Genomic DNA, 14878 nt, shown 5'->3' on the forward strand with positions numbered 1-14878 from the left:
CGGCGCTGTCGTCTTTATCCTTGCTAATCTTTTTCAGTCGTACTTAATCCTGGGATCAATCAGGCAGTAGAATATATCTACAATAAAAATCATCGCCATCAGAAATGCGGCATAGAAAATGGTTACTCCCGTGATAGTCGTGTAATCCCGCTGAGACACGCTGTTCACAAAATGAACGCCAAGTCCGGGAATCGCGAAGATTTTTTCAATGACAAAGCTCCCCGTCATCATATTCGCTATTGTGGGGCCAAGTACCGTGATCACCGGAATCAGGGCATTTCTCATGGCATGCTTCAGAATGACGCTGGTCTCTGAAAGCCCTTTTGCCCTGGCTGTCCTTATGTAGTCCTGGCCCATGACCTCCAGAAGGCTTGAACGCATCAGCCTGGCCATATAGCTCAGGGAATATCCCCCCAAAGCGACTACAGGAAGAATATATCCCTTCCAGCTGTCGAGGCCGAAGGTGGGAAGCCAATTCAGTTTATAGGAGAAAAAATAAATCAGAAGAGACGCGATAACAAAAGAAGGGATGGTCACACCGATGGTTGCCAGCGACATAACCAGCATATCCTGCCACTTTCCGTTCTTCACCGCAGCTAAAATTCCCATGGGGACAGCCGCCAGCATCACAAAAATAATGGTGATTCCGCCCAGCTTCGCGGATACCGGAAAACCGTTTTTGATAAATTCACTGACTTCTTTTCCGGTATATTTATAGGAGGGACCCAAATCCCCGTGAAGAACTCCGCCCAGATATTCAAAGAACTGTACCGGCAGCGGCCTGTCCAGATGATATTTCTCATTCAGCGCCGCTTCCACTTCTTCCGATACCTTACGGTCACTGGTAAATGGACCGCCCGGTATGGAATGCATGATGACAAAGGTCAGCAGTATTATCAGGAACATTGCCACCAGCATCATCCCAAATCGTTTTGCAAAATAGCGAACCATATTTCTTCCCTCTCATATCCCTCATTTTTTGGGCTTACCTTCTGCCTTTTCCGTCACTGGCAGTCACTTGTACTCCCTTAAAACACATTGAAAATTATTTAAGGTCGATTATAAACCTGCGGTTCTGCCTCTGTCAATGTTTTTCTGTTTGCCTCAGCCCATCCTCTATCTTCCATTTCTGCTTTTCCATGTACATTATCGTTACTTTTAAGCCTCTATGTAACCTCTTTATTTTTCGTTTCCGGAACCCAAAATAATAAAAAAAACGGTCCCGGACCAGAGGCTGTTTACTCATTGAAACACCACTGATCCGAAACCGGTTCTTGAGAACGGCTCCCTTTTATCTGTTGTATATGCTTCCGTCACAGCACGGATGAAATGTCTCTCCGAAGAAGCTCCTGCGCCTTTTCCAGATCCTTATCGCACAAAGCCTGATAAATTCCCACATGAGGTTCTTTATCAAGCTGATCATCCATGCTCTGCTTTTTATTCCAGGAAAACTGCGCATAAATCCTCTTCTGAATACTCAGGCTTTCCTTCAGGAACTTATTCAGCAGCTGATTGTCCGCATAAGATGCGAGAAGGAGATGGAACGCTTCATTGTCTTCCCATACCTTCCAGACATCCACCGGTTCCTGCTGCATAAGCGCCGCATTATCAATATGCCTTTTAATATCCTCCAGGTGATACTGAATGATCGCTTCAAAGCCGTCTTTTAATGCCTCCAGTTCCAGAATGCAGCGCAGCTTCAGAATATCCCGGGCATCCTTTTCCTTCATTTTAACCACAACATAGCCATAACGGGGAACATTCCTCAGCACCCCTTCGCTGCACAGCTTTATCAGGGCCTCCCGGACAGGAGCCTTGCTCACGCCGAACAGCTCCACAAGGCGTTTTTCATTCAGCACCTGCTCCTCCTCCGAAGCATTTTTTATAATAAGCTCCAGAATTTCATCGTGAATTTTTTCTGAAAGCAACTCCTTCTTTTCTGTTGTAAAATTTACATCTTCCGTCAACTGCATAGCACTCTCTCCTTTAATCATATCAGTAATCTATTCACTTATATATTATCTGCTTTTTTTCTATATTTCAAGTCTTTTCTGTATTTTCCGCCGTACAAAAAACAGCTTCCGCACTCTGCAGACTTTCCCTGTGTTCAAGAAAAATCCGGGCAGATGCTTCCCTTTCAGGAAACAGCTGCCCGGAATACCATATTCTCCTTGGGAAAAACCTTTCCCTCTACGCACTCGTATTTGTTTTTTCCAGCCTTCTGCGGCTGATCTTTATGTAATCCTCCTGCATCTCCAGACCGATAAATTTTCTTCCCAGCTTCCTGGCAGCTACGCCGGTCGTTCCGGAACCGCAGAAAGGATCCAGCACAAGCATCCCCTCTTCGGTTGAAGCGCGGATTATCCGTTCCAGAAGATATTCCGGCTTCTGTGTAGGGTGCTTCCCCTCTTTCTTTTCCGAAGCCCTGGTCAGGCTTCCCGTCCACACATCCTTCATCTGTTTCCCGCCGTTTTCCTCCTTCATCAAATCATAATTGAAATGATGATGGGCCTTTTTGTCATCCTTTCTTGCCCAGAGAATCGTCTCTGTGGAATGGGTGAAGCAGCGGCAGGCCAGGTTAGGAGGCGGGTTGGTTTTCTGCCAGGTTATGTTATTGATAATTTTATAGCCTTCCTGCTCCAGGGCCAGGCCGATGGAATAAATATTATGAAGCGTACCGGATATCCATATGGAGCCGTCAGGCTTCAGAACCTTTTTACACAGGCGCAGCCATTTCCGGTTAAAGGCGTGCTTGGAATTGCAGTCCATTCCCTGATCCCAATCCCCTTTATTCACGGAGACCATTTTACCGCCCTGGCAGGTCACCCCGTCATTACTGAGAAAATAAGGGGGATCCGCAAAGATCATATCCACGCTCTCCGGTTCCATTTTCGGCAGAAGCACAAAGCTGTCTCCCAGATAAAGCTGTTCCGTTTCCGTTTCATAATAAGGCTTCTGCCTGGTATGCAGTATTTTATCCATATCTTTTTCCGGCAGCCGCTCATACTCCCGCGGCACCCTGCGACAGCCCCTCCTAATAGTTTGTTATGATAATTTCCTCCCCCACCCTCTTGCTGGCATCGGAGTTGATATTACGCTTTACCACCACCACTTCCTTTCGGAAGCCCTCATATAATTCATTGATAAAATCCGTATTGTGGTTGGTCAGCATACAGCTGCAGCCTCTTTCCGTAAGCTCCCGGAACAGTCCTGCCAGCCTCTGGTGGCTCTCCACATCGAATCCCTCCTTGGTATAGGACTCAAAGGAGGAAGGATTTAAAGGAGCATAGGGGCTGTCAAAGAACACAAAATCTCCCCTGGCCGCATCCCTGCAGGCATCCTGGAAATCGCCCTCCATTATGGTCACCTTCTGCAGATATTCCGATACAGCCAGAATATTTTCCGGACTGCAGGATCGGGCCCTGCTGTTATTATAGGGCACATTGAAATACCCCTTTTCATTCACACGGTATAGTCCATTGAAACAATGTTTATTCAAATATAAAAATAAGGCCGCCAGCTCCCCGTCGAATTCTTTCTTTTTCATCTTATCGTTGAAAATTTCCCGTCGGGCATAATAACAGGCCTTGCCATCCGCAGCCGCCTCTTCATCCAGCCTGTCTGTCAGGGCAATCACGGAACCCGGGCTCGTTTTAATCTGTCTGTACAGGTTAACGAGGGCAGGATTAATATCATTGATGACAGCACACGCAGGGCAAAGGGCGAAAACTACCGCCCCTCCCCCTACGAAAGGTTCATAATAGGTGTTATATGTTTCCGGCAGCTTTGCGCTGATCTGAGGCAGCAGCTGCCTTTTACCGCCCGCCCATTTAATAAAGGGCGCGATGGGTGTGCTATTCATGCTGTATTCCTTCGTTTCTGCTGATACTCCATCGGCTTACTGAGGAGTATTTGACTGGTACGCATGGTTTCCCTGGCTGGGGTGTGCCGCCGTATGGCTCTTTCCTGCAGCCGCTGTCGGGCAGTCAGTGTTTCCTGTAAGGGGCGTCTAAAAACGCCAGTCCTTACGCTGTGTCCTTTACAGCGTTAGTACTGCTGCGTTTTTAACCGAGCGAGAGCGTCCCCTGTAAGGAACACTGACTGCCCGACAGCGGCTGCAGGAAAGAGTCATACGGCGGCACACCCCAACCAGGGAAATAACCTGCGCGCTGTGCGGCGCCTTTTTATTATAGAAGAAAGCGGAAGAAATAACAACCCAAATCACAGGACGGAATTCAGATAATATCAAATCTCCGCTGGTCCTGCCGCTGTCCGGAGCTTCTTCATACAGTAAAAATAGCTGAATGCCAGCAGTAAATCCGCTCCGAGCCAGGCGCATACCTCTCCGTAAAAAACGCCCGATTCCCCTATCAGCGCCGGCAGAAGCAGGGCACAGCCGGTACGCATCACCAGCTGGACAATGCTGGAAATCATGGGCAGAAGGGAATTTCCCATCCCCTGAATGCAGGAGCGTGTGACGTAGAGTATATACAGAAACGGGAAAAAGAGAGCCAGTACCAATAGGAAATGATAGCCTATCCTCATGGCGCCTTCCACCGTCACGCTGTCTCCGGTAAGAAAACAGCCCAAAACAGGCTTTCCAAAAAATACCATAATCGCCGACATCAAAAGCGCGGTAGCCGCTCCGATCAAGTTGGCAGCCCGCAGCCCTTTTCCAATCCTGTCATACCTGGCCGCACCCATATTCTGCCCGGAATAGGTTGACATGGCATAGCCGTAAGAAGAAGCAGCAATTTCCAGAAGCCCGTAAAGCTTGTTCGCCGCCGTATAACCGGCAATAAACAGAACGCCGAAACCGTTTATCACGGACTGTACAATCAGGCCCCCCATAGCCGTAATCATATTCTGAAGGCCCATGGGAAGCCCCAGCTTCAGCTGTTCCTTTATCACGTCCCTGTCCGGATAATATTCCTTATTTCCCAGGGAAAACAGTCCGCTTCCCCGCAGCTTCACGAAGCAAAAACAAGCCGCCAGGAGCTGTGCCAGCACGGTAGCTGCAGCGGCTCCCTGTATTCCCCAGCCAAAGCCGAATACGAACAGAAGATCCAGCGCTATATTACAAAAAGAAGAAAGCGTCATTGCCTGGAGCGGCGTTTTGCTGTTCCCCAAAGCCCGCAGCAGTGCGGCGAGCAGATTATAAGCAAAAGCAACCGGCAGGCTGGCATATAGAATCCGAAGGTAAATGAGAGTCAGGTCTATAATTTCCGTTGGCGTACGAAGCAGCAGCAAAACAGGCCGCAGCATCAGCTGCCCAAGCGCTGTAAACAAAACCGCCGCGCCCAGGCTGAGCCAGACCGCTCCTGCCACTGCTTTTTTTAATCCCTTATCATCCCCGGCCCCAAATTGTCTGGCCATCACCAGGGAAAAGCCCTGGACAAGCCCCTGAACCAGTCCGAACATCAGAAAGGTCAGCCATTCCGCGGCTCCCAGAGCCGCCAGGGCTTTCACTCCCAGGGCCTGCCCCACCACCATAGTATCTACAAAGGTATAAAACTGCTGAAACACATTCCCCAACATCAAAGGAAGGGCGAAACGCAGAATCAGCCCTGCCGGAGAACCAGTAGTCATGTCTTTTGTCTGCATACAGGCTCCCTTTTCTCAGGAATGGAATTCAAACCATTCCACTTCAATTCCCGGCATTTTGGTAGGCGTAAGGCATAATTCATAGTATCCTTTTTCCAATGTCACATTTCCCATATCCCGTTCCACGGTCGCGCCGTTCGTCCCGTTAAGCTGGGGAGTCATAAAACGCACACCGTTCAGGCTGGCATTGCAGGCAGACTGGGCGCGGAAATCCGGATTATCCGTTTTCATACATATCCTTACCTGGTATACGCCGGCATTTTCCACAAAAATAAGGACGGGCGTATTCATAGGTGTGGAAACCCTGCAGGAGCTTTCCAGGACAGCCGCCTTTTCTTTGCATCCCTTTATCTCTTCCGCTTCTTTTGCGGGAATCAGCTCCGGTTCCTCTTCCGGCATGAGGGAACGCTCCATGACAGGCGCTTTCATCAGGAAACGGCAGATATTGGCTGCGCAGCGCTGCAGTTCGCCCAGCGTCAGCTTTCCTGTTCTTAAAGCCTCCAGCGTATTATCCCCCATGGGATTATTTTCCGCCGCCAGGTTATCCACTACCATATATAAATCATTCTGGGCCCGCACCATGGCCGCCGTATTTTCCCGGCTTTCTTCCCCGCCTTCCACACAATCGTTCATGGTGGACCACCAGTCGGTCATAACGATACCCGTAAAGCCCCATTCCTTCCGGAGAATGGTCGTATTCAAATCATAATTGGAAGCGCTCCAGTGGCCGTTAACCGGATTATAGGCTGTCATAACGGAATTGGCCCCGCCTTCCTTTACCGCAATTTCAAAGGCCTTCAGATAGATTTCCCTGAGAGCCCGCTCCGAAACAACCGCATCCACCTTATTTCTCACCTTTTCCTGGCTGTTGCAGGCATAATGCTTCATGGTGGCGTTGGAGCCGCCCTTCATAATACCCCGGATATTAGCCGCCGCCATTTTACCGGTCAGCAGGGGATCTTCGGAAAAATATTCAAAATTCCTTCCGTTGAGAGGATTTCTGTGGATATTAATGCCGGGCCCCAAAAGGGTGTCTATCTCATTGCGAAGAAGTTCTTTTCCTTCCATGACATAAAGCTCTTCCACAAGAGGTGTATCGAAAGTACAGGCCAGCAGGGTTCCGATGGGTACCTGGGTAGCCTGTGCCCCCACATCCATGCGGATGCCGGAGGGACCGTCCGCAGCCGCAGCCACAGGAATTCCATAGTCATCATGCAGGGATTTGCTCAATCCGCCGAAGCAGGAAGCCACACCGGGCGTTACCCGCGGACTGCACATGCCTTCTCCGCGTACAATCGTCGCCAGTTCTTCCGGCGTCAGCTGTGCCAGGAAGGCTTCCATAGGCTCATTTCCTTCCAGAACATCCCTCAGCTGGATCTCACGGTTTCCTGTTCTTGTAAGCGCGGGCGGCATATTGTCGCGAATGCGTTCCTCCAGGGATACGGTCCTTAACGGAACGTTTTCCCCGCTCATCTCATAAATGCCGCCGGACTTACATGCACCGGGCTTTAACCGGACAAATTCCTTCTGAGGTGCACAGGCTTCCTCCAGCCGTTCCGTCACGATCAGCCTCTCCACCTCAAAACCTTCCCCGCCGTCCACCTGTACCTGCTCCAGATCACGGATGCTCGTCCCGGCATAAATCCGGTAACAGCCTTCTTCCAGCACATAGCAGGATTTATTTCCGGTATATCCTCCGTCATCATAGGCAGCCATAGCATTCACCGGGAACTGCAGGAACAGCTCCTCCTCTTCTCCCGGAGCCAGAAGACCTGTCTTGGCAAATGCCGCAAGCTCTTTTACCGGGCGTCCCAGTTTTCCCTGGGGAGCACTGTAATACACCTGCACCGCTTCCCTGCCGGCATAACGGGAACCCGTATTTTTTACAGTTACCTTTAACCGGATTTCGCCGTCCTGCACCCTGGCGCCGGAAGCCTTTACGTCAAACGAGGTATAGGACAGACCAAAACCGAAGGGATACATTACCTTTTCCGGGGCAAAGGTTTCAAAATAGCGGTAGCCTACGTAAATATCTTCCTGATATATGTTTTCCAGTTCGCCTCCATGGTTGGCAGTGGAGGGATAATCCGCCAGGCTGTATGCGATGGTATCCGCCAGCTTCCCGCCGGGCGTCACCTTTCCGGTAATCACATCTGCAGCCGCATTGCCGCCTTCCTGGCCGCCATGCCATACATACAGCACGGCGGTTATGGGGTTTTTATAGGTTTCCGCTAAAAAGCTCATGTCAATGACACAGGTCACATTGAGGATTACGGCTGTTTTCTTAAAATATCCGGTTACCATGCGGAGCAGTTCTTTTTCCTGGCTGTTCAGACGGTAACTGTCCTCCAGGTCCTCATAGTCCTTACCTTCTCCCGCCGTCCTTCCGATGACCACCAGCGCCTTATCCGATTTTGAAGCCGCCTGTCGTATCATTTCCTCCGTCACCGGCATTTCCTTCTGGTTCCAGGGTTCCGCCGCCCATCCTCCTCCGCCGTCGTCAAAAGGATTCTCCTGCAGCCAGCTTTCATAAGCTCCAGCCAACTCTTCGTTTACCCTGATGTTTTGGCACTGCCTGAGGCTGTCCAGCAGATTTGTGGTGTAAGGTACGTTTACCGCCCCTCCTGAACCTGTCCCGCTTCTGTAATAATCCTTCTGAATCCTTCCGAACACGGAAACGCATTCTCCGTCCTCAACCGGTAAGGTATTCTCCTCATTTCTTAATAAAACTGCGCCCTGAGCCGCTGCTTCCCTGCACAGCTGCGCAAATCCCTCAAGTGGGACACCAATCATTTTTTTACTCATTGCATCTCTACCCGCCTTTTTTATTTTGCATTATGTACCCTTAGTATATCATAGGTTTATAAGGATTGAATACGGGAAAATGTGAGGAATGATAAAGTAAAAAAGGCAGGCATCCATAAGCGAATGCGTTCATAGGGATATGATGTGGCACATGGTCAGAAACAATTCCCGCTTGCAGCCATGATAACTTTTTCCCAATCATTTTGCAGTCCGGTTCGTTTATTTCCATCGCTCCTATCACCTCTTGTTTATTTCCGTATTTTATTTTGTACGGTCTAAAAAATACTCTAATGCAAAAAAGAAGCCCAGCACACTGACTTATCTCATCAGTATCTGAGCTTCCATTATTTCATATTCAGTTAATCATTGACTTTCCATTGACCAGAACGACGATTACCAACTCTCTCCAACTTTTCTTTTTCCTGAAGTTTCGGCAGCAATCGTTTGATAGTTCCTAATGTGATTCCAGTAGCTTCTTGAAGCTGTTTTTGTGTTATTTTCGGATTACTCCTTATAGCATTTAGTACACTCTGCTCATTATCAGACAGTGAAGCAGAAAGATTAGTTGCATTAGTCGCACGATCAGTCGCATCAGTCGCAATTCTAGTTTCCGAACCAATTTCCATATCAAAGGAGTAGCTATCGTCCAACGGCACTACAATGCGGAATACATCACCTTCCTCCGTCAGAATTTATTCCTCTCCCTTTATCGAAGCAATAATCCCGTCCGCCAGCGTTTCCAGTTCGGAAACCTTATCCGGATGCAATGTAGATGCCATGGAAAGCCGTTCATTCAGAACGGTCATGTTCTTCATTTCTTCCTCAATGAATTTCTGCATCAGATCTCCGGACTTGCAGGCCCAGGAACCATTTTCTATGAGGGCAAAGGTACGGTTCTGCAGGTTCAGCGCCTTCATATCCGATAAAAAGCTGTGCATTACCGGATAAATCCCCAGATTATAGGTAACGGAAGCCAGCACGATATGGCTCAGGCGGAAGGCTTCGGAAATCAGCTGGGACACATGGGTGTTGGAAACATCATAAACCACAACATTGGTCATTCCCTTATCACAGAGTCTGGCGGCCAGCGCCTGTGCGGCAGCTTCCGTATTACCGTACATGGAAGCATAGGCGATCATAACCCCTTTTTCTTCCGGCTCATAACGGCTCCAGAGATCGTATTTTTCAATAAAATAGCCGATGTTGGAACGCCATACGGGTCCGTGGAGAGGGCAGATCATTTTAATGTCCAGCTTGGAGGCTTTTTTCAGAAGGGCCTGTACGGGAGCGCCGTATTTTCCCACGATATTGGTAAAATAACGTCTGGCATCGTCAATCCAGTCTCTTTCAAAATCCACTTCGTCGTTAAACAGCTTGCCGTCCAGGGCTCCGAAGGAACCGAAGGCATCTGCGGAGAACAGGACACCGTCAGTCACGTCGAAAGTCACCATAGCCTCTGGCCAGTGCACCATGGGTGCATTCACGAAGGTAACGGTATGACGGCCGAAGCTCTGGGTATCTCCTTCCTTTACTTCCAGCTGTGTATAGTTATCAATATCAAAGCCGAACTGGCGCATGAGCATAAAGGCCTTGGGGGTGCTGATAATGGTAACCTTGGGGAAACGGAGCAGGATTTCTTCGATGGAAGCGCCGTGATCCGGCTCCATGTGGTTAATTACCAGATAGTCCAGCTGCCTTCCCTGCAACAGATAATCCATGTTTTCCAGAAGCTGTCTGCATGCGGACCAGTCTACGGTATCGAAAAGGACCGTCTTTTCATCAAGCAGCAGATACGCATTATAAGAAACACCTCTGGGAATGGGATGAATATTTTCAAACAGGGTAAGCCTGTGGTCATTGGCACCCACCCAGTATAAATCTTCCGTTACATTTCTGACACAATACATTTCTATTTCCTCCTTCCGGCCTCAGCCTACATAAACATATCTTTACTTTCCGCACATTCCGGACAAACCCAGTCTTCCGGCAGCTTTTCAAATAAGGTCCCCGGAGCGATATCCGCGTCCGCATCCCCGACAGCAGGATTGTATTCATAACCACAGCCTCCGCAGGTATAAATCTTTCCGATCGGAGCCGGCTTGGGAGGCAGCGGCCGTTTCATTTTTACCATGGGCGGCGCCGGTTTCTTGGCTTCCCCGTTATCCAGGGCGGCCGTGAGCAGCGGCAGGATTTCCATCACATCTCCCACAATGCCGTAATCACAGTTTTTAAAAATAGGGGCATTGGCATTTTTATTGATCGCCACGATCGTGGAAGCGTCCCGGATTCCTTTCAGATGCTGTACGGCTCCGGAAATTCCGCAGGCGATATAGAGGTTCCCGGTAAATTTTTGTCCGGACATTCCCACATACCGGTTCAAAGGCACATATTTCAGAGTCTCCGCAACCGGCCTTGACGAACCCACAGCCGCGCCTGCCTGCACAGCCAGGGCTTCAATCAGCTTCATATTTTCCCGGCTTCCGATACCTTTTCCTGCCGAGACAACTCTCTCAGCCCGGGAAATGGGAGTGTCAAGCGGTATACCCACGCTGAAATCATATCCATCCTTTTGCAGGGCGGCGACAAGCGCTTCCACCCGTTCTTTGGCGCTGCCTTCCTTCAAAATCTGCTTCTTGCGGTAGCCTGTTACAGGAGCCGCTTTTTTCGTGATTTTGGCAGGACCGCCTGCATCCTTCGGCATCTTTCCGATGAGATGGGAAGCGATGACCACTCTCTGGATTTCATTGGTTCCTTCATAAATGGTGGTGATTTTGGCATCCCTGTATGCCCGTTCCACTTCCATGCCTTTCAGATAGCCGCTTCCGCCGAAAATCTGGAGGGCATCGTTTGTGACCTCAAGGGCAATATCGGAAGCATACTGCTTGGCCATGGCCGCCTCCATACCATAAGGCTCATGGTTTTCCTTCAGCTCCGCGGCACTGTATATCAGCAGCCGGGCGCAGCGCAGCTTGGTTGCCATATCGGCAAGCTTAAAGGAAACCGCCTGCTGCTGGCATATGGGCTTTCCGAACTGGACACGTTCTTTGGAATATTCCAATGCATGCTCAAATGCTCCCTGGGCGATTCCCAGCGCCTGGGAGGCAATGCCGATACGTCCGCCGTCCAGAGTTGCCATAGCGATTTTAAAGCCTTCCCCTTCTTTTCCCAGAAGGTTCTCTTTGGGAACCTTGACATCATTGAATATCAGTTCCGCAGTAGAAGAGGACCGGATACCCATTTTATCATAATGATCACCAAATTCAAAGCCTTCCCAGCCTTTTTCCACAATAAATGCAGAAATTCCTCTGGTGCCGATATCCGGCGTTGTCACAGCAAACACCACGTAGGTATCCGCCTTCGGCGCATTCGTTATGAATATTTTGCCACCATTGAGAAGATAATAATCACCTTTCAGTACCGCAGTTGTTTCCGTACCTCCCGCATCCGAGCCTGCGTTGGGTTCCGTGAGGCCGAAAGCGCCGATTTTTTCGCCCTTTGCCAGAGGAATCAGATATTTCTTTTTCTGTGCTTCATTCCCGAAGGCAAAAATAGGCCAGGAGCCTAACGATACATGGGCGGAAAGAATAACGCCGGTACCGCCGTCCACTCTGGATAGCTCCTCCACTGCGATGGCATAGCTGAGGACATCAAGCCCGGCCCCGCCGTACTCCTTCGGATAGGGAATCCCCATAAGTCCCATTTCTCCCAGCTTTTTTACCGCTTCCGCCGGAAATTCATTGTTCTGATCCAGCATAAAAGCGATTGGTTTCACTTCGCTTTCTGCAAATCCCCTCATTTTCTGTCTGAATGCTTCATGCTCCTGTGTTGTTTGATAAAGCATATTTGTTACCCCCTTTTTATAAAATGGATTATAAGTGACTCTATACATTTACTGCCTGCTGTGCGGCAGATATATGTCTGATTGTCTGTGATTCCTGCTGTTTTTTCCCTTTTTCGAGGCAGTAATACTTGACAAATTTTATCCACTTTTGCATCTTAAAAAAAATCAATCCCCAAACAATACCCAATAAAGGCTCCGGGAACGGAATTCCCGGTCTATTGCCAGCTGTACCTTGGCCAGCTGTCCGTGCACATTGCAGGGACTCCCGTTTTTGTCCCTCCATTCGCACTGGTAATCCGCAGTCATACAGGCCGCCAGACGGGCGTTAGCCTCCACCGCATTCACCAAATCATACAGGCTGACTCCATGCAGATCCGTGTCCAGCTGACAGCCGCCGTTCACTCCGCGGATAATACGGATAATCCCGGCTTTTTCCAGCTTTTTCATGATCTTATATGTGAACTTATGGGGCAACGATTCTTTCTCCGCTATCTCCCCCACCGTCAGGCAGGAGCCCGGGGCCAAAGCCCTTAAAATACGGAGCGCATAATCGGTTTCACGAGTGATGAGCAATGGCGCGCCTCCTTTTTCTTTGTCTCTTTCTTTAACTATAATAAAGTGGAGTAAAATTGTCAAGATTAATCTCTATAATATTGCGCCTGCATCATATATAATTCTTTATAATAATGATTTGATTCCATCAGCTCCTTATGGGTTCCTATTTCAAGGATCGAGCCGCCAGAAAACAAGGCGACTTTATCACAGAATCTGGTACTGGAAAGGCGGTGTGATATAAATATGACGGTTCTGTCTTTTGTGACATAGTTAAAATGAGAATACAGCTCATATTCCGCCCTCGGATCCATGGATGCCGTAGGTTCATCTAAAATAAACAGACTGCCGTCCTTATAAATTGCCCGCGCCAACGCGATTTTCTGCACTTCCCCGCCGGAGGGTTCATATCCGTTGTCATCAAAATCCCTGTGTATGATGGTATCCTCCGCGTTGGAGAGTCCTGCTATTTTCCCCTTTATTCCCGCTTTTTCCACCGCATCTTCAAAACGGGGCCCGTTTTCCTTAAGGGGGCCGGAAAAGGTTATATTTTCATAAACGGACATGGAGAACAATTGGCTGTCCTGAAATACAACGGAAAACCTGCTGACATACTTTTCATAATCATACTCCTTGATATTGACGCCATTGACGAGTATTTCACCTTGCTCCACATCATATAGCCTTGCCAGCAGCTTGATAAACGTTGACTTTCCGGAGCCATTTTCGCCCACTATTGACCATTTTTCACGGGCATTTATTTTAATGCTTATATTTTTCAGCGCATATTCCTTTTGCTCCGGATACCGAAACCATACATTTTTAAATTCAATGGTTTCAATATCGTCAAGAGGTTTTTTCCCGGCCCGCATACTTGATGGCATATTCAGATACTTCTTAACGGCTTCATAGTAATCGTTATAGCGGAATATACTGGTAATGCTCCCTGTCGCCATGAACATTGCCGAGTTGAACGAGTTGGCAGAGCTCCAATACATCATAAAATCGCCGGCCGTTATAGCCTTTGCGGCATATTGGAAAGCCAGTGCCGCCAAAATGAGCATGGTCTGCAGCGTACTAAAGAAGCTATTCGTGTATTCCGCTTTCGCCCTTGTCCTGACTATTTTTTTATAGCTCTTTAAAACATCCTGAAGCACAAGGGTATATTTACCGCTCAGCCACTCTACGAGATTATTGACCCGGATCTCTTTTCCGTAGCGGTATTCACTGAAAAGGCTTCCGTAATACATATTTTTTCTTTCCAAAGGCGCCTTTTCAATATCAAACTGGTTCGCTCGCTTACGGGTTTTGGACGAAAAATAGGCGTTCAATAAAGCAACAGCTATAAAGCCTGCGATCAGCAGGATATTTAATTGTGAAACGATAACGATAATACTTACGAATAGGATTACATTGTCAATCAGGGAAAACATTTGCTCCAAAGCACTAGCAAAGCCGGCTTCCCCATACAAAAATTTAAACGCCTTCTCCTTAATATCCAAAAAGGAGCTGCTTTCAATCTGCCCATAATCGGCAAACGCCAGCTGACGTGAAAGTTGGATTTGAAAATCATTAAAAATGCCGAGCTTCCGCACAAAAATGTTAGCGTCGCAATAATTGTCAAATAAGCGAACCACAAGATAGATGCCGCAAAGTATAAGGATATATGTAAGCGCGGTATCGGGAGACATGGCTTCGGTCAGCAGATCCAGGATATATTTGGGTATAAATATCAACAATAAAGGCAATGCGCTTGAGGTTAACTGCTTTACAATCAGCAGAAGGATATATATCTTATCATGGCTCCAGCAAAAGCCGAATAAAAATGACATACCGGCCATAATACTCCTGGTAAATTTCAACTTGGATCTGCCCAATTTGCTACCTCCCCAATCCGAATTTGAGAATAAAAGTTTTCAGTAAGAGAATAGCCTTTCCATATGGTTTTATAATATCTTTAAGTCTGCATGCTTAAGAAAGATAAAGCCACTGGAAAAGCTATCCCATATATGAGTTTACTATATTTTTCTGTTGCTGGCCATACGTTTATAATTGATTTAATTAACGATTTTCTGT

General features: G+C 48.2%; 11 protein-coding genes. All 11 read right to left on the reverse strand.

Annotated features, from left to right (window positions below; genetic code table 11):
* Window positions 1–33: 33 nt before the first annotated feature.
* Entirely contained in the window at window positions 34–951 is a 918-nt protein-coding gene (locus BLA28_RS19285; protein ID WP_069157642.1) for an ABC transporter permease, read from the reverse strand.
* A 362-nt stretch (window positions 952–1313) separates the two neighbouring features.
* Window positions 1314–1973: a GntR family transcriptional regulator gene (locus tag BLA28_RS19290; RefSeq protein ID WP_069157643.1), complete on the reverse strand. Its 660-nt coding sequence runs from the start codon at window positions 1971–1973 to the stop codon at window positions 1314–1316.
* Window positions 1974–2190: 217 nt separating this feature from the next.
* A complete protein-coding gene (locus BLA28_RS19295) occupies window positions 2191–2982 on the reverse strand; it encodes a DNA-methyltransferase (protein ID WP_044970005.1) in 792 nt (263 codons plus the stop codon).
* A gap of 52 nt (window positions 2983–3034) precedes the next feature.
* Window positions 3035–3862 (reverse strand): DNA adenine methylase, encoded by an 828-nt coding sequence (locus BLA28_RS19300; protein ID WP_069157644.1) that lies wholly within the window; start codon window positions 3860–3862, stop codon window positions 3035–3037.
* Window positions 3863–4245: 383 nt separating this feature from the next.
* Entirely contained in the window at window positions 4246–5604 is a 1359-nt protein-coding gene (locus tag BLA28_RS19305) for an MATE family efflux transporter (protein ID WP_069157645.1), read from the reverse strand.
* 15 nt (window positions 5605–5619) lie between these two features.
* Entirely contained in the window at window positions 5620–8409 is a 2790-nt protein-coding gene (locus BLA28_RS19310; RefSeq protein ID WP_069157646.1) for a glycoside hydrolase family 3 protein, read from the reverse strand.
* Window positions 8410–8768: 359 nt separating this feature from the next.
* The gene (locus BLA28_RS19320; protein WP_141702935.1) at window positions 8769–9035 is read right to left on the reverse strand and encodes a helix-turn-helix transcriptional regulator; all 267 of its coding nucleotides are present in this window, start codon (window positions 9033–9035) and stop codon (window positions 8769–8771) included.
* Between the two features lie 66 nt (window positions 9036–9101).
* Window positions 9102–10316, reverse strand: coding sequence for an FprA family A-type flavoprotein (locus BLA28_RS19325; RefSeq protein ID WP_044970840.1), 1215 nt, complete (start codon window positions 10314–10316; stop codon window positions 9102–9104).
* Between the two features lie 26 nt (window positions 10317–10342).
* Window positions 10343–12250: an acyl-CoA dehydrogenase family protein gene (locus BLA28_RS33210; RefSeq protein WP_081330062.1), complete on the reverse strand. Its 1908-nt coding sequence runs from the start codon at window positions 12248–12250 to the stop codon at window positions 10343–10345.
* A 165-nt stretch (window positions 12251–12415) separates the two neighbouring features.
* Window positions 12416–12823, reverse strand: a complete 408-nt coding sequence (locus tag BLA28_RS19345; RefSeq protein WP_069150985.1) for an RrF2 family transcriptional regulator — start codon at window positions 12821–12823, stop codon at window positions 12416–12418.
* Between the two features lie 65 nt (window positions 12824–12888).
* Window positions 12889–14679, reverse strand: a complete 1791-nt coding sequence (locus BLA28_RS19350; protein ID WP_069157648.1) for an ABC transporter ATP-binding protein — start codon at window positions 14677–14679, stop codon at window positions 12889–12891.
* Window positions 14680–14878 lie beyond the last annotated feature (199 nt).

The sequence above is a fragment of the Eisenbergiella tayi genome, assembly GCF_001881565.1.
Lineage (GTDB): Bacteria > Bacillota > Clostridia > Lachnospirales > Lachnospiraceae > Eisenbergiella > Eisenbergiella tayi.